Source organism: Saprospiraceae bacterium, assembly GCA_016709995.1.
Classification (GTDB): Bacteria; Bacteroidota; Bacteroidia; order Chitinophagales; family Saprospiraceae; genus JADJLQ01.
This window is the reverse complement of record JADJLQ010000002.1, coordinates 514,860-536,357: the sequence shown is the minus strand read 5'-3', so window position 1 is coordinate 536,357 and position 21,498 is coordinate 514,860. Positions and strand designations below refer to the sequence as shown.

17 protein-coding genes are annotated in these 21,498 nt (G+C 42.1%); 9 read left to right on the top strand and 8 right to left on the bottom strand.

Features of this window, described 5'->3' with window-relative positions; genetic code table 11:
• Positions 1 to 2: 2 nt before the first annotated feature.
• The 3 genes from IPJ09_16650 to IPJ09_16640 form a co-directional block, all read right to left on the bottom strand.
• Positions 3 to 2,318 (bottom strand): TonB-dependent receptor, encoded by a 2,316-nt coding sequence (locus IPJ09_16650; GenBank protein ID MBK7373036.1) that lies wholly within the window; start codon positions 2,316 to 2,318, stop codon positions 3 to 5.
• The gene (locus tag IPJ09_16645) at positions 2,308 to 2,862 is read right to left on the bottom strand and encodes a type 1 periplasmic binding fold superfamily protein (GenBank protein ID MBK7373035.1); all 555 of its coding nucleotides are present in this window, start codon (positions 2,860 to 2,862) and stop codon (positions 2,308 to 2,310) included. The genes IPJ09_16650 and IPJ09_16645 overlap by 11 nt, the downstream gene beginning before the upstream one ends.
• A 62-nt stretch (positions 2,863 to 2,924) precedes the next feature.
• Positions 2,925 to 3,245: a hypothetical protein gene (locus tag IPJ09_16640; protein ID MBK7373034.1), complete on the bottom strand. Its 321-nt coding sequence runs from the start codon at positions 3,243 to 3,245 to the stop codon at positions 2,925 to 2,927.
• 179 nt (positions 3,246 to 3,424) lie between these two features.
• On the opposite strand from IPJ09_16640, the gene IPJ09_16635 reads away from it, so the two are divergent.
• From IPJ09_16635 to IPJ09_16625, 3 genes are all read left to right on the top strand, one after another.
• Positions 3,425 to 6,007, top strand: a complete 2,583-nt coding sequence (locus IPJ09_16635; GenBank protein ID MBK7373033.1) for a transglycosylase domain-containing protein — start codon at positions 3,425 to 3,427, stop codon at positions 6,005 to 6,007.
• An 82-nt stretch (positions 6,008 to 6,089) separates the two neighbouring features.
• Positions 6,090 to 7,250 (top strand): beta-lactamase family protein, encoded by a 1,161-nt coding sequence (locus IPJ09_16630; protein ID MBK7373032.1) that lies wholly within the window; start codon positions 6,090 to 6,092, stop codon positions 7,248 to 7,250.
• A 158-nt stretch (positions 7,251 to 7,408) separates the two neighbouring features.
• Entirely contained in the window at positions 7,409 to 8,794 is a 1,386-nt protein-coding gene (locus IPJ09_16625) for a transposase (GenBank protein ID MBK7373031.1), read from the top strand.
• A 318-nt stretch (positions 8,795 to 9,112) separates the two neighbouring features.
• Here IPJ09_16625 and IPJ09_16620 read toward each other — a convergent pair whose 3' ends face one another.
• Both IPJ09_16620 and IPJ09_16615 read right to left on the bottom strand, forming a co-directional pair.
• Positions 9,113 to 9,718 (bottom strand): GNAT family N-acetyltransferase, encoded by a 606-nt coding sequence (locus IPJ09_16620; GenBank protein ID MBK7373030.1) that lies wholly within the window; start codon positions 9,716 to 9,718, stop codon positions 9,113 to 9,115.
• A gap of 25 nt (positions 9,719 to 9,743) precedes the next feature.
• The gene (locus IPJ09_16615) at positions 9,744 to 10,001 is read right to left on the bottom strand and encodes a SemiSWEET transporter (GenBank protein ID MBK7373029.1); all 258 of its coding nucleotides are present in this window, start codon (positions 9,999 to 10,001) and stop codon (positions 9,744 to 9,746) included.
• 111 nt (positions 10,002 to 10,112) lie between these two features.
• Between IPJ09_16615 and IPJ09_16610 the strand changes: the two genes are divergently transcribed.
• Positions 10,113 to 11,393: a cation:dicarboxylase symporter family transporter gene (locus IPJ09_16610; protein ID MBK7373028.1), complete on the top strand. Its 1,281-nt coding sequence runs from the start codon at positions 10,113 to 10,115 to the stop codon at positions 11,391 to 11,393.
• On the opposite strand, the gene IPJ09_16605 is transcribed toward IPJ09_16610, so the two are convergent.
• Positions 11,390 to 11,920 carry a dihydrofolate reductase gene (locus IPJ09_16605; GenBank protein ID MBK7373027.1) on the bottom strand — a complete coding sequence of 177 codons (531 nt, stop codon included), beginning with the start codon at positions 11,918 to 11,920 and terminating at the stop codon, positions 11,390 to 11,392. The genes IPJ09_16610 and IPJ09_16605 overlap by 4 nt on opposite strands.
• Before the next feature lie 185 nt (positions 11,921 to 12,105).
• Between IPJ09_16605 and IPJ09_16600 the strand changes: the two genes are divergently transcribed.
• The 5 genes from IPJ09_16600 to IPJ09_16580 all read left to right on the top strand — a co-directional run bounded on the left by IPJ09_16600 (position 12,106) and on the right by IPJ09_16580 (position 18,607).
• Positions 12,106 to 13,251, top strand: coding sequence for a methionine aminotransferase (locus IPJ09_16600; GenBank protein MBK7373026.1), 1,146 nt, complete (start codon positions 12,106 to 12,108; stop codon positions 13,249 to 13,251).
• Positions 13,239 to 14,030 (top strand): amidohydrolase, encoded by a 792-nt coding sequence (locus IPJ09_16595; protein ID MBK7373025.1) that lies wholly within the window; start codon positions 13,239 to 13,241, stop codon positions 14,028 to 14,030. Before IPJ09_16600 ends, IPJ09_16595 begins: the two co-directional genes overlap by 13 nt.
• Before the next feature lie 96 nt (positions 14,031 to 14,126).
• On the top strand, positions 14,127 to 15,983 hold the full coding sequence (locus IPJ09_16590) for a glycoside hydrolase family 127 protein (GenBank protein MBK7373024.1): 1,857 nt from the start codon (positions 14,127 to 14,129) through the stop codon (positions 15,981 to 15,983).
• Between the two features lie 115 nt (positions 15,984 to 16,098).
• On the top strand, positions 16,099 to 17,913 hold the full coding sequence (locus tag IPJ09_16585; protein MBK7373023.1) for a serine hydrolase: 1,815 nt from the start codon (positions 16,099 to 16,101) through the stop codon (positions 17,911 to 17,913).
• A 61-nt stretch (positions 17,914 to 17,974) separates the two neighbouring features.
• Positions 17,975 to 18,607 (top strand): class I SAM-dependent methyltransferase, encoded by a 633-nt coding sequence (locus tag IPJ09_16580; GenBank protein MBK7373022.1) that lies wholly within the window; start codon positions 17,975 to 17,977, stop codon positions 18,605 to 18,607.
• Between the two features lie 63 nt (positions 18,608 to 18,670).
• Here IPJ09_16580 and IPJ09_16575 read toward each other — a convergent pair whose 3' ends face one another.
• Positions 18,671 to 19,846: an exo-alpha-sialidase gene (locus IPJ09_16575; GenBank protein MBK7373021.1), complete on the bottom strand. Its 1,176-nt coding sequence runs from the start codon at positions 19,844 to 19,846 to the stop codon at positions 18,671 to 18,673.
• Positions 19,843 to 21,339, bottom strand: coding sequence for a sialate O-acetylesterase (locus tag IPJ09_16570; protein MBK7373020.1), 1,497 nt, complete (start codon positions 21,337 to 21,339; stop codon positions 19,843 to 19,845). The genes IPJ09_16575 and IPJ09_16570 overlap by 4 nt, the downstream gene beginning before the upstream one ends.
• Positions 21,340 to 21,498 lie beyond the last annotated feature (159 nt).

Sequence of the window (21,498 nt, the reverse complement as noted above, 5' to 3'; positions counted from 1 at the left end):
ATTTAGAAATTATAGTTGATGCGTAAATTTATATTCCTTCCGGTCTCATCTGCAAAGTATCGTTGACGATCCAGATAATCCCGATATCGTGTATTGAGCATATTTTCAATTTGAATAGAACACATGATCTCCTTTTTACCCACTTTGACTTTGCTGCTCAGGTCTATACCAAACAAAGTATATGCATCTGGCGGAGGAAGGTAATCCTGCTCTGAAGTGATATGGTTTTGATGTGCTACGTATCTGCCATTTACTGCAAGATTGATGAGTCTAAAGTATTTCCAATCATTCAAAGTATAGCTCAATGAATGGCTCATGGTATTGCTCGGTATATTGACCAATCCTATTTTATTAGTCAGATCACGGCCAAGGACATAAGCATATTTGCCTATCCATTTTAATCGTTGCTGGACTGCATAAGACACTAATAAATCCGCTCCAGTAAGCCTTGCATCCGTCTGACGATATTCATATACGGGAAAAGCCCCTCGTATAGTCAGCCTGAATTCCTGCAGTGGCTGCAGGTAGATATAATCTTTAATATGATGATCATAGACCACAGCTTGTATCTGAAGGCGATCATTGACATTATAATCAGCGGATAAAATGCCTTTGATTGATTTTTCTGATTTTAAATCCGGATTGCCCTCTTCAAGACCACTTACTCCCTGGTGCAGGCCATAACTATATAATTCATTAATTTCAGGGGAACGATGTACCAGTCCAACATTGGCAGACAAGCTCAACCCCTCCGAGATAGCCTGACGGTAACCAAGGGCACTGCTCGCATTGAGATAATGATGTGTGATACGTTCGACCATTCTGGGTACTGATCTGGAGATAGTAATTGCTAAAAGATTTTGACAATCCAACCTTAGCCCTCCTTCCAGCATACTTTTTCCCCATGCCTTTTGTAATATGGAATATACAGAAGGCTTAACAGACTGGTAATCGGGTATCAGTGGCAACACGCCTGTCTCCGGATGGTTGGTATTATCTACAAACTGAAATTGCACGCCTGATTTAAGATCCAGGTCATGTGCATAAGTATGATGATAGGCCCCTTCGATCAATTGAGAATACTGTCGCAGTTGCAATGCCGGTATATTAGATCTGCCGCCTCTTCGTACATCATATTCTTTGCGATCATCTAACTGGCTACCAAAGTTTAAAGACCATAGGGTGTGATTGTTTACCTGCCATCGATTTTCAAGTTTGGCCAGGTGGTGATGCACCTCTTGTCTTGGAGAAGCTATGTCATATGAAAAATGGTCGCTGGTAAAAAAGGGCATATCCCGATGAATGGCTTCTTCAAGATCGGTCACATTGCCGATATGGGATCCCCTCAGCACACCGATTTCGGTATTGAAAGTCGAAGCATGCAATCGCATATTCCAGACAGAGGAAATCTTCTTATCCATTTGCAAGCCTATATTGTATTCGTTTTTTCCGGTATTGGTCAGAAGATAATCCGGAGCGCGATTATCGCCCTGATATTTTATGGTGCCGGAAAGTTTCCAGGCCAGAGATGGCCTTGCCTGGAGTAGTTTTAAGTTTGCCGTGTGACCTCGACCATTAGTTTGATAGACATAATTGACTTGGCCATGAAGATGAGGATCAGCATCAATAGCATTGTTTTCTATCATCACCACACTACCCAGACCATTTCCGCCATAAGCGAGGGAAGCAGCTCCCTTTACCACAGAGATATGATCCGAAAGAAAAGGGTCGATCTCAGGGGCATGATCGTTGCCCCATTGCTGGCCACTTTGCACCATGCCATTATTCAGAATAGTGATACGCTTGCCATAAAGACCATGAATGACAGGTTTGGATATTCCGCTACCACTTTTAAGAGACTGAACACCAGAGATTTTTTCTAATAATTCAGCAAGACTTTTATTGGCATTTCGTGCGATCTCATCTTTACTAATGGAGTTGACCGATTGAGAGGTAGTCTGCTGCTGGGTGCCATGGACAGAGATTTCATTGAGTAGCTCAGCATGGTGGTGCAGGGTGATATCAAGTGATGTATCACGCAATAATTGAATAAAGATGACTTCGTTTTCTCCCTCCAGGTGGCTGATCTGTAGATGGTAGGCTCCGGGGCAAAGTTGATTCATCACAAATAATCCGAGGCTATCTGCTACCTGGCCTTGTTGAGTTTCTTTTATCAATATAGTAGCAAACTCCAGCGGAAAGCCGGTGCTTTCATCAGAGATCTTTCCTTTTAAAGTCAGGTTGCAAGTTTGACTCATCATCGGTGTGGTAGATCCGATCCAGCCGATCAATATCCACCAAATTAATTTATTGTACATGGACATTAAATTCAATTTCGATATCAGTGTCGCCTCCTGCATTATCAATGATTCCATTTAAAGCACCTGGGGCAGATTTGTTGGGACCATGTCGCAAAGTAATTTTCAACCTTCCACTACTTGGGTCACCTGTCTCTAATTTAGTGACAATGCCTATAGGCCTGCCATTAATATCGGCATCAGCATAAGTGACAGCGATTTTCAAGCTTGTAGATGCCGCGTAAAAAAATTGATGTGCCTGTTCTTCGCTTTCAATCTCTTCAGTGATATTGGCCGATGGGTATTCCTGTTCATTTAATAATACGAGGCTGCCCAGGTAGGTTGTATTTGGAGTAAGATTACCTTCGGTATAAACCGGCGGATTACCACCATCACCATCGATATCTTTAAATTCCAATATTACAGGATCGTCTCCTGTCATCGGTACCAAAGTGTATCTCAAAGTGGTGATTACTTCTTCTTCGTTGGGAATAATCGGATCAAGCTTTTTACATCCAAAATTGATAACAATAATAAATAAACTTATATATGATAATAATCTCATAAATCGTAAAATGATGAATTAAAAAAGGCCAATAGAATACTTGACCAATGAAATAAGCTATTCTACACCCTGGATTCAGGAGGTCCCCGAAGCTTGAGCTGAATGGAAACAACTATCGGGATTAAAGCTTCATGACACACCTGCCCGTTAGCAAACCAAGTCGGTTCATGGATCCAGAATAACTTGTCCTCTATCACATACGGCGTAGTATAGAACAGATCACACACAAAACACTGGTGCTCTATCTTATGGCAGTGACTGGAATGGGTATCATGGCAACCAATTTCATAGGCATGAGTCCATGAATGTGTACTCTCGATCATCGGCGGAGCCAGGATGATCGTTAAAAGTACCAGGGCCAATATAGCTTGAAAGGTTTTCAAGTCTGATCTTCAAAGGTAATGGTAAGACATTAAAAAATACTTTTTATTTCAGCTTGCGAACATCTGGCCCGGTAAGCTTCCAAATGATTTCACAACGGACCCATAAAGTCACACATTTTTATGAAATTTGCACTTCCTGACTCAATAAATAGCAATATTTTGAGTTTTACAATATTCATATGAATAAGCTCTGGAGTAAACTTTTAACCATCACCAATCCTTCTGGACGACCTATCAGTCCTGGCAGGTACAAAATCGCACGTTGGATGTGGGGCCTGGTGCTGGCTGGCGTGTGTTTTATGATATTGTTTTTTATCTTCCTTTCTTTCCAGGATCTTCCCACATTTGATGAACTTGAAAACCCTGATTATGACTACGCTACTGTCGTCTATTACAATGATCAGAAGGAGATGAGTCGCCTATTTATACAAAACCGTGTAGGGGTTGACTTTAAAGATCTGTCACCCTATCTGGTGCAGGCATTACTTTCTACAGAAGACACTCGATTTAGAAACCATACAGGGATCGATTTTGAAGCCTTGGGACGAGTACTCGTACGAACAGTGTTAATGGGTCAGTCAGGTGCCGGAGGAGGAAGTACCATTACGCAGCAACTTGCCAAATTATTATATTCAAACAGAGACTTTAGAGGAATGAATTTCATCCAAAAAAAGGTTTCCCTGTTTTTAATCAAGTTTAAAGAATGGATCACCGCTACCAAACTGGAGCGCAGTTACACTAAAGAAGAGATCATCGCCATGTACCTCAATCAGGTTGATTTCCTCAATGATTCTTATGGTATTCGCGCAGCCAGTGAGACTTATTTTAACTCTGAACAAGATTCGCTTAAAATCGAACAGGCTGCTACCCTCGTAGGTATGTTGTCCAATCCCGTAAGATACAATCCAAAACGATTTCCCAAAAATTCGGAAACCCGCAGAAACCTGGTCATCAGTAGACTGCATACAGCTGGCTTTGTGGATGCCGCTACAAAAGATTCTTTGCAGAAAATTCCATTGGATGCATCTTCTTTTAAACGAAGGGATGTATCAGAAGGCAATGCTCCTTATTTTATAGTCGAGTTGAGTAAATGGTTGCAGGATCTATTGAAACAAGACGAATTTAAAAAGCCTGATGGAACCAACTATGATATCTATAAAGATGGACTCAAAGTATTCACTACCATAGACCCTGTCCTGCAAGAGCTCGCTGAAGAAGCTGTATGGACCCATATGCCAAAGCTCCAAAAACAATTATTTACTGTATGGAAAGGCATGGATCCCTGGACTTATGATGCCGATGATCGTCAAAAAGAAATAAGACGATATAAATTGCAAAGCCTGATCAGGGAAAGCGATCGTTTTTTAGTAATGAGAGATAAATTTATGGGGGATATCCTTGACTCGGTAGATACCAAATTTGATATCGTCCTTACGGACAATGATATCCTCCGCATAGTAGAAGAACAGGGTAAAACCGGAAAACTAAATGATTATATCAAACAAAAGATACTGAGTGAAGATCGGGCCGCGAAGTACCTCAAGATAATGAAGGATCCACTTTGGCTACAAACCAATACCGCCTGGAAAAAACTACTCTCTGAATCTGAAAAACAGTTTAATGCGCGCGTGCGTATGAAAATCTTTGATTACTCACCATCTCATTTGAAAGATACTTCGATGACACCACTCGATAGTATTCGATATATGCAGATGATCTTACAGACGGGGACTATGGCGATCGAACCCGGCACTGGCAAAATCAAGACCTGGGTAGGCGGTATCGATCATAAGTATTTTAAGTACGATCATATCACAGCAGATCGTCAGGTAGGATCTACTTTTAAACCATTTATTTATGCTACTGCCATAGGATTTAAAGCGATATCTCCTTGTCTTCAGGTGATAGACAGACCTTACACTATCTCCCCGGGTGATGGCAATTTTAAATTGATTTCTGCCTGGTCACCTCACAATGCAGAAGGAAATTTTTCAGGCAGGGCACTTTCCCTCTATCAAGGCTTGGCTAATTCTGTCAACTCCGTGTCCGTCTACCTGATGAAAGAGCTCGGCAATGCAGAGATCGTCTGTGGTCTGGTCAATGCCATGGGTATAGACAGCTCCCGACGCAGAAGTGATGGTGAGTTTCGAGTACCCCGTCAACCATCTATCTGCCTTGGTTCTTCTGACCTCACGGTGATGGAGATGACGGGTGCCTATACCACTTTCGCCAACGATGGAAAATATATCAAACCTTATTTTATTAGCAGCATAGAAGATAAAAATGGCAAGGTGATCTATCAGTCCAAAATCGAAGAATCAAAAGCCTTGCCTTCTGGAGTAAACTATGTGATGGTCGATATGCTCAAGAAAGCTTCCCCCGTACGAGATGGTTCTGTCAAAACGATACATGGTGGCAAAACGGGTACTACCAACAGCTATAAAGATGGTTGGTATATGGGTATCACGCCTAACCTGGTCGTCGGAACCTGGGTTGGTGGAGATCTGCCCTGGATCAGATTTCGATCCTTGGCTTTGGGTCAGGGTAGTGCCATGGCCAAGCCGATATTTGCCGATTTTATGAAACGGGTTGAGTCTGATCCAAGGACAAATTGGGTAAAAGACATGGATTTCTTCAAACCTGCTCAGATAGGTATCGAAATGAACTGTGCAGCATATGATTCTCTCCACGTGATTGATCAAAACCTGATGAAACAATCAAGAATACTCTCCGAAGAATTTGATCTTAATGAACTAAATTAAAAAGCAAAACATCCTGGCTAAATTATTTTTTGCATCTATTAGTTCATTGTTGATAAAATCATTTATTATTTATCTGGCCGGGATGTTACTGTTCACTTTTGCTTCCTGTGAACCAATCAGATCAAACAATCTCAGCCAATACTTAGATCAGCAGGCCATCGAAGCACCTGGTGATACCTTTGCCATCCTTTTTGAACAATATGTGAGTCAAAAAATGCATGCATGCGATTGTCCCGGGGCTGCAGTGACTATCATATCAGATTCCATGGTACGCTCGATCAAAGGATATGGAGTACGATCTACCTTGAGCTGCGATACAGTGGATGTTCATACCTTATTCAGACTGGCCAGTGTAAGTAAAAGCTTTGGAGCAGTTTTGACCGATATTGAAGTAAGAAAAGGGCTATTGAGTTTTGCAGATCCGGTGCACCGATATTTACCTGAGTTCGAATTATCTGATTCTGCATATACCGGCAAGGTGACTATCAATAATCTATTGTCACAGTCGGCCGGATTTCCTTATCACAGTTATACCAACCTGGTGGAGAAAGGTTACTCCCTGTCAGCGATCCTACCTTTGTTTAAAAACATTCGAAATCTGGCCCCCCCCGGTGAAATGTATGCCTATCAAAATGCTTCTTATGCATTGATAGAGCCCATATTAGAAAATGCCACTCAACGATCTATTACCGACTTGTATGCCCAGGAGATAAAAGCAAACCTCTGTATGCCTGATCTATGTTTTAGTTATGAAGCAATGTGCAAAACGCCAAATATAGCTTTACCACATCGGCTGGATTATAACCAACAGGTACATTACCCAATAGAGGTTTCACAAAAATATTATAACACGATTTCAGCTGGAGGCATCAATGCTTCCATCACAGACATGAGCTTGTGGCTGAAATTATTGATTGGAGACTATCCGGCTATCCTGCCACGATCAGCGATTGATAGTCTTTTTCAGCCACAGATTAAAACCACTGAAGACCGACGCTATTATAATTTTTGGCCTGGAGTAAAAGATACTTATTATGCCAGAGGTATGCGGGTACTCGACTATGGTGACCATTATAAATACTATCATGGAGGCTTTGCGAATGAGTACCGTGCCGAGATAGCGATAGATCCCCGGCTTCACATCGGCATTGCGGCATTATTTAATTCTACCTGCAGCCTGGCTGATGATATCGTCCCTACATTTTTTACTATGTATGAAGAGTGGATGGGTGGATGTCGCTGATATCCTGATTTCTTGTCATTAACTTCCACAAAAATTAGGGAGATTCGGGAGAACCGTAAATAGCTGAAGGCTAAGCATATATTACAAAAAAAAGTCATATAAAAACCCCGAAAACACTACTTTAAGTGTAAATTCGGGGTAAAAGAAATTTAAATTGTATGACAAAGTTAATCGAGATACGGAATAATATTTCCCAACTGCCATTTTTAAGTAATCAGGATCAAATGGCAGAATACGAAGAAACTTTTAGGAGAAGTGAATTAGGGAAGATATACGCCGCAATACCCTGGTCAGAAATTGTTCGAACAATATCGAAACTAAGTAGAAGGAGAAAGAAAGGCCCTGCCTCGATGTTCGATATAAGGGGAAAAGTGGCACTGATGTTTTTAAAGAATTATTGCAATTGTAGTGATCAGGATTTGATCAATCGATTGAATAGTGACTGGAAATTGCAAATGTTTTGCGGCGTATTATTAAGGCCAAAAGAAAGCATCACTAACTTTAAAGTAGTAAGTACGATTAGATGTGAGTTAGCAAAAATATTGGAAGCAGAAGGATATCAAAAAATTCAAGAGATATTTGCCAAGAGCTGGAAGCCGTACATGATTCATCCCCATATAGCACATATGGATGCGACAGCTTATGAAAGTAATTTGCGATATCCAACAGATGTAAAACTATTATGGGAGTGCTGCGAATGGATGCATAAAAAACTAGTATGGTGGTATGGAACTTTGGGTATTCCTCAACCTCGCATGAAATTTAAAGAGCAAAAAACAAAGTATTTAGCTTATCAAAAAAGTCGTAAAAAGACATATAAAATGGCCAGGAAGAGGAAGCGGAGTTTGTTGTATTTATTGAATAAGCTACTTCACCTTCACGAAGCAGTGTTGACAAATCAAGGAATAGCGATACATGACCTTGATCCGTCTTACAAGAAACGATATTTGGCTGTACATGAAGTGTATTTACAACAAGAACATTTGTTTGAGGGGGACGATAAGTTCAAAAATAGAATAGTCAGTATACATAAATCATACGTACACCCTATCGTGAGAGGAAAAGAAAATAAACCGGTAGAATTTGGCGCCAAAGTACATATGGTTCAAATCGATGGATTAAATTTCATTGAGCACTTCAGCTATGAAGCATTCAATGAATGTACCAGGCTTACAAGCGCAATATTTCTAGTTCGAAAGTATACAGGTAAATGTACCCATGTAGGGGCTGATGCTATTTACGCTACCAATAAAAACAGATCTTATTGCTCAAAGGAAAACATTCATACTTCTTTTGTTCGAAAAGGCAAGGCAGGCACTTCAGAAGATCAAAGAAGTAAAATGCAAAAATTATTGGCGAAAGACAGATCTACTCGAATGGAAGGAAGCTTTGGCACAGAAAAGAATCACTATGGACTCAGGCGTATTATGGCCCGCACTGCACAAACCGAGAAGCTTTGCGTTTTCTTTGGGGTCCATATAGCTAATCTCTGCCGGGTCATCGATAAAATACCAAAGAATATTAGCTTACAACAAGCTGCATAGAATAATATTTGCATGCTTTTTGGGCAACAAGGGGATTCTATGCCCTTATCAACAGGTTTATTCACATTTCAACATCATAGTCCCAAAAAGAGGCTCCAATAGTGCGCTGTACTTGTTCTTGCACTTTGTTAGAAGTGAATTATTATACGCATTTACAGTATATAATTTGGGGGATCAAAAATTGTGTCTTACTCCCGAATCTCCCAAATTAAACACAACAGGGCGAAGCAGAGTAAATTCTTACAAAATTTTCCAAGCTCCTCTGTACTTCTCCGAGCTTCTCTGTGGCAATCAAAAACGGAATCAAAGCCGAGCAAGCTATCTCTCCAAATACTGACTCAATTTAAAATTCAAATTCATTTTCACGGCAGGCCATTCAGATTGCAATATGCTAAACACTACTGTATCTCTAAGCGTACCATCAGCTCCTATCCGATGATTTCTCAATATGCCATCTTGCACCGCACCTAACCGCAGGATGGCCCGGCGAGAAGCCTCATTAAACCGATGCGTACGAAACTCTACGGCCACACATGCCAAAGACTCAAATGCATGTCGAAGCAATAATAATTTACACTCAGTATTGATCGGGGTACGTTGTGCAGAGGCAGCATACCAGGTATGGCCGATCTCTAGTCGTCTCACCACCTGCTCTATATTCATGTATCTGGTACTGCCTACGATGGCTTCGTCCTCGGATCTTCTCACCACAAAAGGTATACTCTTGCCGGCTAGTTGTTCAGCCAGAGCTGTCTCGATAAATTCATGGACTTTCTCTGGGCGCGGCACACTCGTAAACCATAGATTCCAGAGTTTACCATCTGAGGCTGCTGCTTCAAGACCCTCAGCATGAGTATGATTTAAGGGTTCGAGTGTGACATACTGCCCAGTTAAAATAATTGGGGTGGGTGGATAAGCCTCCATCTTGCAAAAAATTAAAAAGTAAAGATTATTTTTTGAATGAAATCTTGAAATACAACAGCACCATGGCTAAGAATAATATGATACAATTGGCAATGATGATCGCCAAATCTTTTTTTACAATGCCATAAAATAGCCAGGTACTCACATTGCCGATCAATATAAAGAGCATCCAATAGGAGAGATCGCCGGTAGATCTGGATTGCCAGGCTTTATACACTTGTGGGATGAAAGTGACTGAGGATAAAAATGCTCCGAATAAGCCCACATAGTCGATCCATTGCATATGCTTGAAATTTGAGCAGCAAATATAGATCATTTGAACCTGGAGCATTCAATATATTCTCATGTCATAGGGACTGGCTGTTATAAATACTCATTATATTTACCCGTATCGATGAAACGGCTTTTTACCAATCTTACATTCTGGGTACTCCTCTCTATTACTCTGGGAGTCTTATTGGGTCATTTTTTCCCGGAATGGGTCCTTCAACCGGTATTGAAGCAGGAGTGGAAAGGACATTTTTTGGGACAGGAACTTAAATTAGGCAAAACGCTCAGCGAATTTCTTGGAAGCGGATTTATATCTGTAGTCAAACTTTTTATCAATCCAATCATCTTCCTCACTATCACTTTGGGTATTGTGAATATGGGTGATCTTAAAAAGGTAGGCACCGTTGGGGCCAAAGCGCTGATCTATTTTGAAGTGGTGACTACCGCTGCTTTATTGATCGGCATAGTGGTGGCCAATGTAATTCGTCCAGGAGATGGTGTGATACCCAATAGTGCAGGAGGAGATGTGACGAAGTATGCACAGCAGGCTGCAGGTTTTAGCTGGTCACATTTTTTAAAAGACAATTCGACGATCCAAATATTGATATTGGCCATCGTATCCGGTATCGTAATTAATAAAATAGAAGCCAAAGAAAAAATAGTAAAATTTCTTGAGCCAATATCCAAGTGGGTTTTTAAGTGGTTATTTCGCGTGATGTTATTCGCCCCGATCGGTGCATTTGGGGGAATGGCCTATACGATAGGTAAGTATGGCATCCATGCATTATTACCATTGGGCAAGCTCATGCTCACCGTCTATTGCACCATGGTTCTGTTCATTTTTATGGTGCTTCGTTACATCCTTAAATATTATCAAGTAAGTCTATGGAGATTTTTAAAGTATATCAAAGAAGAATTACTCATCGTCCTTGGGACCTCCTCCTCTGAGGCTGGCCTGCCCAATCTCATGGAAAAACTGGAGCGTATGGGATGCTCCAAACCGGTAGTAGGGTTGGTAGTACCTACCGGCTATTCTTTTAATCTGGATGGCACTACGATCTATCTCTCTATGGCTGTCATCTTCCTGGCTCAGGTATACAAAGTCCATTTGAGCTATACAGAAATGCTCACCATCACCGGCATCTTGATGATCACTTCCAAAGGGGCTGCCGGCGTCACAGGCAGTGGCTTTATAGTGTTGGCCTCTACCCTGACTGCTGTCAAGACCATACCCATAGAGGGCCTTGCCTTGTTACTCGGCGTAGATCGATTTATGTCTGAAGCCCGGGCGATCACCAATTTTATCGGCAATGGCGTAGCGACTATATGGATCGCCAATAATGAAGGAGAGTTTGATAGGGCCAAATGTGAGGCACAATTAGGCACGGAGCATTCAAAAGGCTAAACCACCTGATATCTCATCATCACCAATCCTGAATCATAAGACTGAGCACTGAGCAAATGGAGAGGTACCCGTGCAGCGTGACTTAAGAAGGATTTGCCAGCACCCAATAAGATAGGATGGACTGCCAATATAATTTCGTGTACCAACCCAGCCTGCACCAGGCTATTGGTAAACGATGCACCTCCAAACAACCAGATATCTTTGCCCGGAGTCTGCATATAATTCTTGATCCAGGTGATGGTATCGCCAGTGATCAAGCGGGTCCCAGGTTGATCGACAGCATCCAGGCTTTGGCTGAATACAAACTGATGGACATGAGCTATCTGAGCTGTAAATGGATCATCCTGAGGGGTGGGCATAGATTGCATCATATCAAAGGTTTTCCTACCCATAAAGATGGTATCAATCCGTTGAAGAAAATCGCTCATGCCATAATCCTGGTCTGTAAAACACCAATCTATTTCCCCATGAGGGCCTTCGATAAAACCATCCAGCGTGACAGCTACTTGTAATAGAATGCTTCGCATATCGTGGTTTCAAAGATAAGTAAAGATATTAGGGTAATGGTCAGGAATGGCTTATTGGCATCACTCAAAAATTACCTGTCTGCATTTTTACAAGAGTTCCATATCAAGGGGTTAATAAATTGATCTATTTAAAGAGGTTACTCAAAGAATCACTATTTTTACCCAATACATTTTTATTCGTCAGCATGCATTTTCCTGAATCCAAACTTCCCCTTGTAGGCACCAATATTTTTACTAAGATGAGTGGTCTGGCTACAGAGGTAGGCGCTTATAATATCGCGCAGGGTTTTCCTGATTTTGACGCTGACTCCGATCTGATCACGCTGGTCACCAAGGCCATGTCCGAAGGTTTCAACCAATATGCCCCTATGCCAGGTGTAATGTCCCTTCGGGAAAAAATAGCCATCAAAACACAGGAACTCTATGGGCGGTGGTATGACCCTATGACAGAAGTGACGGTGGTACCCGGTGCCACTGCAGGCTTGTATGCAGCGATCAATGCGCTGGTACATGCCGGCGAAGAGGTCATCGTACTGGAGCCGTGTTATGACAGTTATATCCCTTCTATCATTATGGCCGGAGCTACTCCTGTTCGATATAAAATGAAATTTCCGGGATATCATATCGATTGGGAAGAAGTCAAGTCACTTATCAACGCCAGGACCCGGATGATTATGATCAATACTCCGCACAATCCTACCGGAAGTATATTGACCAGCGCTGATATCCTTGCATTAGAAAAAATAGTATCAGGTACTGACATCATCGTATTGAGCGATGAAGTCTACGAACACATCATCTTTGATCATGAACAACACCAATCGATCTCGGCCTATCCTACCTTGTCTGAGCAAAGTATTATGGTCGCATCGTTTGGTAAAACATTTCATACGACTGGTTGGAGAGTAGGGTATGTACTGGCTCCTGCGGCTCTGATGAAAGAAATCCGCAAAGTATACCAGTTTATTGCTTTTTCTACCTCCACACCGATGCAACATGCATTGGCTGCCTATCTGGACCACAAAGAAGCTTACCTGGGATTGAGTGCCTTCTTCGAAGCCAAGCGCAATAATTTTCGCAATATGATCAAAGACAGCAGGTTTACGTTATTGCCTTCGAGAGGATCGTATTTCCAATGTGCTACTTACGAGCGCATTACCGACGAAGCGGATCACGAGCTGGCCATACGCCTGACCAAAGAATACAAAGTAGCCACTATACCTGTCTCCGCTTTTTACCAGGATGGTACAGATCATCATGTGCTGCGATTTTGTTTTGGCAAAAAAGATGAAACCCTCGAAAAAGCCGCTGAGATATTATGCAGGATCTGAGTTTAAGTTTTATTCAATCGTCTATCCATTGGGAGGATAAATCAGCTAACCTGGATCATCTGGGGTCTTTGATAGATCGCATTTTAATTCCAACAGACATCATCCTATTGCCGGAGATGTTTAGTACCGGCTTTAGTATGCATGCACCCGCCCTGGCGGAGTCCATGGATGGTAACACTATATTATGGATGCTAGCAAAAGCAAAAGCAAAAAATGCGCTGGTCATAGGCAGCCTCATCATCAAAGCCAATGAAAATTATTTTAATCGATTGGTGGTAGCCGGTCCTCAGGGTGTGATCGGACATTATGATAAACGACACACCTTTAGTATGGCCGACGAAGATCAGACCTATACGCGCGGAGCACAAGCGCTGATATTTGAGTGGAAGGGATGGAAGATCAGGCCATTTGTATGTTATGATTTGAGATTCCCGGTATGGGCCAGAAATCGTTACAGCGATACGACGGGTTGGGATTATGACCTGGCTGTGTACGTGGCCAATTGGCCCGCTTCGCGCGCGCGCGCGTGGAAATCACTCGCTCTGGCCCGTGCCATCGAAAACCAATGTTATGTCGCCACACTCAATCGGGTAGGGATAGATGATCTTGGACTGGAATACCAGGGTGACAGCCAATTGATCAATTCATATGGTGAGGTTCTCCTGCATTTGGGCAATGAGGAAATAATACAAACCAAGGTCCTGGATAAATCATTGTTGACTGACCACCGTAAGATATTCCCCGTAGGAAGAGATGCCGATGGTTTTGAGATCAGGTAGTTGGGTTTCTCTGATTTGGGGGATTAATTCGCGATGGCCTTAGGCACAATCAATATCAAACATTCAATATATATGACATTCCGGTTTAATTTTTTAATGCTAATCTCTGTTCTTGCTGGTATTAATCAAAAATGTATTGGTAGATCATTCGGCGATTCGTTGAATTATATCTCGCTCGACAAAATCGATATCGGTGGCCACCTGGGTAATAAAATTGACTGGTGCATTCAAAATCGAATCGTCGAACAATCCGTGGACGAGCTGATCGAACCATTTAATTACAAAAACGAAACCCGTTGGTGGCAAACCGAGTTTTGGGGTAAATGGATCACCTCGGCGATCTCCACTTATCAATACCAACCCACTGTTGCTTTAAAAGAAAAAATAGATTTAGCTGTAAAAAAATTACTCCAAACACAAATGCCAGATGGGTATATCGGCAACTATGCTGACGCAGCCCATTTACAACAATGGGATATATGGGGTCGAAAATATGTGCTGCTGGGACTGCTGAGCTATTTTGATTTGACAAAAGACAAAAACACCTTGCAGGCTGCCAGAAAACTTGCTGATCATTTGATGACTGAAATAGGTCCATTGAAAAAAAATATCGTTGAAACCGGCAATTTTCGGGGCATGCCCAGTAGCTCCATTTTAGAGCCGATGGTGCTTTTGTATAATCGTACCGGCGATAGAAAATATCTTGACTTCGCTACTTACATCGTGGATCAATGGGAGACACCAAGGGGCCCACAACTGATCTCAAAAGCTTTAAACGATATACCGGTCGCTCAGCGATTTCCAATGCCAAAATCCTGGTGGAGCTGGGACAATGGTAGTAAGGCTTATGAGATGATGTCATGCTACGAGGGGCTGCTCGAACTGTATCGAGTCACCAAAGAACCCTCCTATCTAAAAGCTGTAGAAAATTCAGTAAAAAATATTTTATTGACAGAAATAAATATCGCGGGATCCGGCTCTTCTTTTGAGTGCTGGTATCATGGTGCAGCTAGGCAAACCTTGCCTACGTATCATACTATGGAAACTTGTGTGACGGTGACCTGGATGAAGTTGTGTTTGAGTCTGCTCCAGACCACGGGAGACCCACTCTATGCCGACGCGATAGAACAATCTGCGTACAATGCTTTGCTTTCATCCATCACCCCGGATGCTTCCTCTTTTTCAAAATATAGCCCCATGGAAGGCATCAGAAGTCTAGGAGAAGACCAGTGTGGTATGAATATCAATTGTTGTACTGCCAATGGTCCGCGCGGCATGATGCTGATACCAAAGTTTGCCGTGCAAAGTAGCTCTGATGGGGTGTATATCAATCTATTTGCTAATCTCCACTCCAGGGTATCTGTAAATGATCGAGTAGATGTACAAATAGAGCAGTCTACCAACTATCCGGTAACAGCATCAACCGAAATAAAAATTATCCCCGACACAGAAGCTTCATTTACCGTGTATATTCGGATTCCATCATGGAGCAAATTGACTACTGTAAAGGTGAATGAAATCATTGTGGAGCAAGTAATTCCCGGGCAATATCTGCCCATCACCAGAAAATGGCGTAGGGGTGATCACATCGTAGTGAACTTTGATATGAGGGGGAGATTGGCAGACAGTGAGTTTCACGCCGCTGTCTTGCGAGGCCCAATTGTGCTGGCCCGCGATTCCAGGTTTCACGATGGCTATGTAGATGAAGTAGGTTTGGTGATGAACCAGGATGGATTTGTGGATTTATTACCTGTACCTACCCAACCTGAAGGTATGTGGATGAGCTACAGTACTAAGATGCGCAAAGGCACCAATCTTGAAATAAATGACGGTGATGAGACGATTTTGTTATGCGATTATTCATCTGCAGGGAATACGTGGACAGCCGATTCGAGGTACAAAGTTTGGTTACCTTACCCGGTCAATATGATGAAAAATCCATTTAAGGATTAAAGAGTTTCATTGGGTCCCTGAGTAAGTAGTTTTCGCTTTGAAGTAGTCGACAAAATCCAACCATCTTAAGTTCTTATCTTTAGATTTTGATTCATTATACTTATCATTTAATTCTATGAAAACCAACCATCTGATTTTATTGACCATCCTTATCTTACAAGCCTGCTCACCTGCGAAAGCACCTGAATCAATCGCTGATCAAATCATTCAGGTGGAATCAGGACTTCCTAAGTATCCGGTATACATTGAAGGAGACTCTACTTTCTCCATAGAGGACCGAATGGCGCATTATGGCGTTCCGGGTGTCAGCCTGGCCGTGATCAATAACTTCAAGATTGATTGGATCAAGACCTACGGAGTCATGGATCGGGAGGATAAAACACCTGTGGATACCAATACCTTGTTCCAGGCAGGGTCTATCAGTAAGCCTGTAGCCGCCTATGCAGCACTAAAACTGGTAGCACAAAACAAGATATCACTGGACTCTAATATCAATGATTATTTAAAATCCTGGAAGTTACCGGACAATGAATTCACCAGGACAAAAAAAGTTACGCTCAGGCATCTTTTAAGCCATACCGGAGGTACCACAGTACATGGATTTTTAGGCTATAGCCCTGATCTGCCGGTCCCTGGCCTTGTACAAGTGCTCGATGGTCTGCCTCCCGCCAACTCTCCGGCTATACGGGTAGACAAAACACCAGGAGAAAGCTTTAGGTATTCCGGTGGTGGGATCAGCATCATGCAGCAGGCGATGATCGATATTGAAGGCCGCCCCTTTCCGTCTATCGCTCACGACCTGGTATTAGAGCCGCTAGGTATGATGCATAGCACTTATGATCAACCCTTATCAGATGCCTGGTTGGCCCATGCAGCTACCGGTTATCTGCCTGATGGATCTATGACCAAAGGTAAGAGACATACCTATCCTGAGATGGCAGCAGCAGGCTTATGGACTACCGCCAAAGACCTTGCCTTGTTTGCTATTGATATCCAACGGACCTATAATCATAAAAGTACTGTGGTCCATACACAAAACATGGTTGATCATATGCTCACTCCATTTGTCACTGACTATATTGGTTTAGGCATCTTTATTGATAAAAGAAAAGACGAAGTCTATTTTGGACATGGAGGCTGGGATGAGGGTTTCTCGAGTCAGATGGTGGCTCATAGAGATAAAGGTTATGGTGTAATAATATTGACCAATGCTAATCAACCTGAATTTATAGATGAGCTGATCGATGCGGTAGCCTTAACTTATAATTGGAACCAATATCTCCCTGTCTACAAAAAAATGGATCTTAGTCCGCAGACCATACAGCAAATATCCGGTCGCTATCATAAAGGAAATGAAAAACTGATTAAGATTTATGCTGATGGAGACAAGGTTTTTTTAAAAACACTGGAAGGCAAACCTTCGGAGCTGTTTAAAATATCTGACACTACCTTTATTATCCATGAAGAGGATAAACCTATAAAAATCAAATCCAACCTGCAATCAAAAAAAATGGAACTAACCTTCTTGAATCCGAAAAGTGGAGCTATCGAATCAAGCTATGTCTCGATGCTTGCCCATGAAAAGATCCCATTTGAATACCTGGAGTCAGGTCAGTTTGATTCCGCTTACATAGCCTACCAGGCACTGATAAAATCCAATCCCAAAGATGTTGCCATTGAAGAGAGAAATATAAATGGGCAAGGATATGAACTCCTAGGAAACGGTTATAACAAATTAGCGCTGGAGGTATTTAAACTCAATACCTTGCTTTATCCAAAAAGTGGCAACACATATGATAGTTATGCCGAAGCACTCATGAAGAATAAAGACTTTGACCTCGCAAAAATAAATTATCAAAAGTCACTTAAGCTGGATCCGAAAAATGAGAATGCTGTGACGATGCTCAAAAAACTGGAAGAGTCAAAGTGATCGTGCAGGCATATTGCATGATGATTCCCAGATATACCTTTACTAAGATCAGTACATTTGTATGATGTATGAGGCACAAAATCATTGGGATACAATTTACAAGACCAAAACTGCTGCAGAGGTAGGTTGGACCCAGGAAGTTCCTTATACCTCTTTGGAATTTATCCATAGCTTTAATCTTGACAAGACAGCCAGTATAATAGATGTAGGAGCCGGTGACAGCAAGTTAGTAGATCACCTGATTTTAGAAGGCTTTAGCAATTTAACGGTACTGGATATATCTGCGGAAGCTCTTGAAAAAGCTAAAATAAGGTTAGGTGAAAAAGCTAAAACTGTCAATTGGCTTGTAAGTGATGTATTGGATTTTAAGGCTGATAGAGCATACGATTTGTGGCATGACCGGGCAGCTTTTCATTTTCTCACTTCCCCAGACCAGATCAAAGCATACCTCGACCTAACTGCCAATTCGGTGAAAAGTTATTTGGTCCTGGGCACATTTTCTGAAACAGGACCTGATCAATGCAGTGGACTCCGTATCAAAAAATATAGTGCAGACACCTTATCCAACACCTTCAAAAATGAGTTTAGCAAAATAAAGTGTATCACCGTGGACCACATCACACCTTTTCAGACAAAACAAAATTACCTTTTCTGTTCTTTTAAAAAACATGACCCATCGAAGTCAAGTTTGTAGCTTAATCTTACTTGTCGTCAATTGATTTCTATCTTCTGTTATATAACCATTCCTAATATTTCATCAAAGTTTTTTCCAGTCTACCACTGTAAACACAATCTGCTTATAGCCATCTCTTTCATATAATACGCCTATATGCTTTTTATCCATTTTCACTATATCGGAGTAGGCCGTAAAGTCCTTAATGGCTTCGTCCGGTGCCTGATCCAACAATCTTTTTTTGGTCCAGGTTTTACCCTCGTCCATACTGATACGTAAGGTCAGTCGGTCCCGTCTTTTTTCATCCGCTGCATTGGTAAAAGCCAGCACCTGTTTTCCTTTTTTCACTCCCAGGTTTAGAATAGATCCTTCACAGACCGGATCCGGGAGTTGACTATCAAAATAGATATGATCCCAGTGCAGGCCTCCATCCCGGCTGAGCGCTACGATCCGCGATCGAATATCCCCTTGCTGATTTCTGGCGTTGATCATCAGTCCATCGTGGCTGAGTTGAGCTGCCGTAGACTCATTGCTGCCCGGAGTCGGGATAGACTCACTCAGTAGAAAGGTTTTACCGTGATCATCCGAATAAAATCCATGCGCCTGATAATCTTCAAATTTTGGTTTTGGGGCTCCAGCCGAATGATTGGCTGCCACGTATAAGCGCCCTTTATATTTACCCGATACCATCTGCATGGCATGACCTGGAGTATTGGCATAGCTTCTCCAATCTTCAGCAAAATGATAATCCGGGTTGATGGTGGGTTGATTGGGTCTGTGGACTTGTTGAGTGATATTGATCGCATCACTCCAGGTTGCACCCTGATCCGTGGAGGTTTTATACCAAACTTCCCGTAGTCCATTGCCTTTTCTGACTTCGCCTTCATGATTATTGCCTGTATTATAAAACAAAAAGATTCGACCCTTTGGATAGGCAGGATCGGTCAGGTCGACTACCGGGGCAGGATTGCCCGCCTGGAGGCGATCATAATCCACCACGGTCTGCATCGCCATCCATGTTTTACCTCCATCTATACTTCTTTTGAGTACAATATTGATATCTCCGAAGTCGCCGCCTCCCGTCACCCTTCCCTCGCAAAAAGCCAACAAGTGACCAGAGGGAGTTTGAATAATCGCCGGGATTCGATACGTTTTATGGCCTTCGGTACCTGAGATAAAAATCGGCATCTTATCAACCTGGGCAGATACAAAAACGCCCACCACGGTGGTCAGAAAAAAGGCAAAACACAATTTTTTCATTTTACTTTAATTTTAAAAGTGGAAGCCGGCAAGCCAAGATCATTCGTCAGGTTAGCGGTAGAATATGGCTGCCAGGCATAATAGATATAGTCAGGTTTGGACATGCCCGGTATGATCACCTTGCGATGATGGATAAGGGCTGTAGTTTCTTTGTGAGGATCGATTGAAAACCCACGCAAGGGCTTCTGATCTGAAGTAGCCAATACCCGTATGGGATAGTGGAAGGTAATCGTCGTTTTTCCACGATGGTATTTGGCTTTTTTTACCAACGGGCCATCAGCCACTATTCTTTTATGATAACTGTTTTTTAAAGCCTGCAATGCCAGGCGGTGTCCTACGGTTTTTTTATCAGTGGGATGTACATCATCTTTAGCTCCAACATCGCTTGACACCGCCATCCCTGTATGATCGACGGTAGATAATATTTTTCTTTGCTCCTCTCTGAATGCCGGCCAGCATTGGCTTTTATACCTGGTCGTATCTATCGATGAAAGTTGAACATAATAAAACGGCAAGCTGGGCTGATGCCACTGTCGCCTATAATCCCGAACCATTAGTTTAAATAAATCTGCATACTCTGCTACCCGATCCTGCTCCTGGGCATTGCTTTCTCCCTGATAGAAAATCACTCCTTTGATAGGTAAAGGCACAAATGATTTTAGCCCCCGGTCAAAAGCAAATCCAGGGGCAAATGGATGTGCTAAATCATTATCCGCACCAAGGGGATTGACATCTCCTAAATTTTGCACTGCACGTTCTTTGATCCATACCGGCAGGGATGGATTGTGGAGCCAATCAGCTTTTATTTTACTGGTAAATTGTGGTGCAGCTTTCATCACTTCCCGATCTATCAATGTCTCCAAAGGAGCACCGCCAATGGACAATTGAATCAAACCAATGGGAATGCCCTGATCTAACAATAATTCTTTTCCAAAATAATAGGCCACAGCACTCATCTGTTTGATTGTGTTGCTGTCGCTGACTTGCCAAACTCCGTGATAAAAAGGGCCTTTTTGTAGTCTTTGGATGATAGAATCGTTGAATGGAGTATTGTAAATCCCTTTACCGGTATAATCCGGATTGTAAAATCGAAGTAGTGGTTGGTCGCTCATAGAGACTGCCTCCTTGTAATGCAGTTCTTTGACCATAGGCCATTCCATATTGGACTGACCTAAACATAACCAAAGATCACCTATGAGGATATCATTCATTTGTATAGACTGACCTTGAGTGCTGATCGTGATTGAATATGGTCTGGCACTGGCGGTTAAGCTGGCAAAGTGGAGTAGCCAGCTGGAATCTGGTTGGACGAATGTGCTTTGCTGATCGTGTTGCATCATACCAGCTATCGTCATGCCCGGTATTGCCTTTCCCCAAACAGTAATTTTCTGACCTTGTTGAAATACCATATGATCTGAGAATATAGGATCCAAACTCAATTGGCCCAAAACCAACAAAGGCATACTCCATATCAGCACACAGAGGTATTTCATATAAGTAATTTAGCCAATTAGCATTGTAAAGATCTTGTCTCAGAGTCCCTAAAAAAATTCAGGAATAACAAGGTAATAAATTCGGTATGAATACAAGAGCTTCATTCTTAATTTATCAGGGATGTCAAAAATTTGAATGATTTATGTAAATTTCTAGAA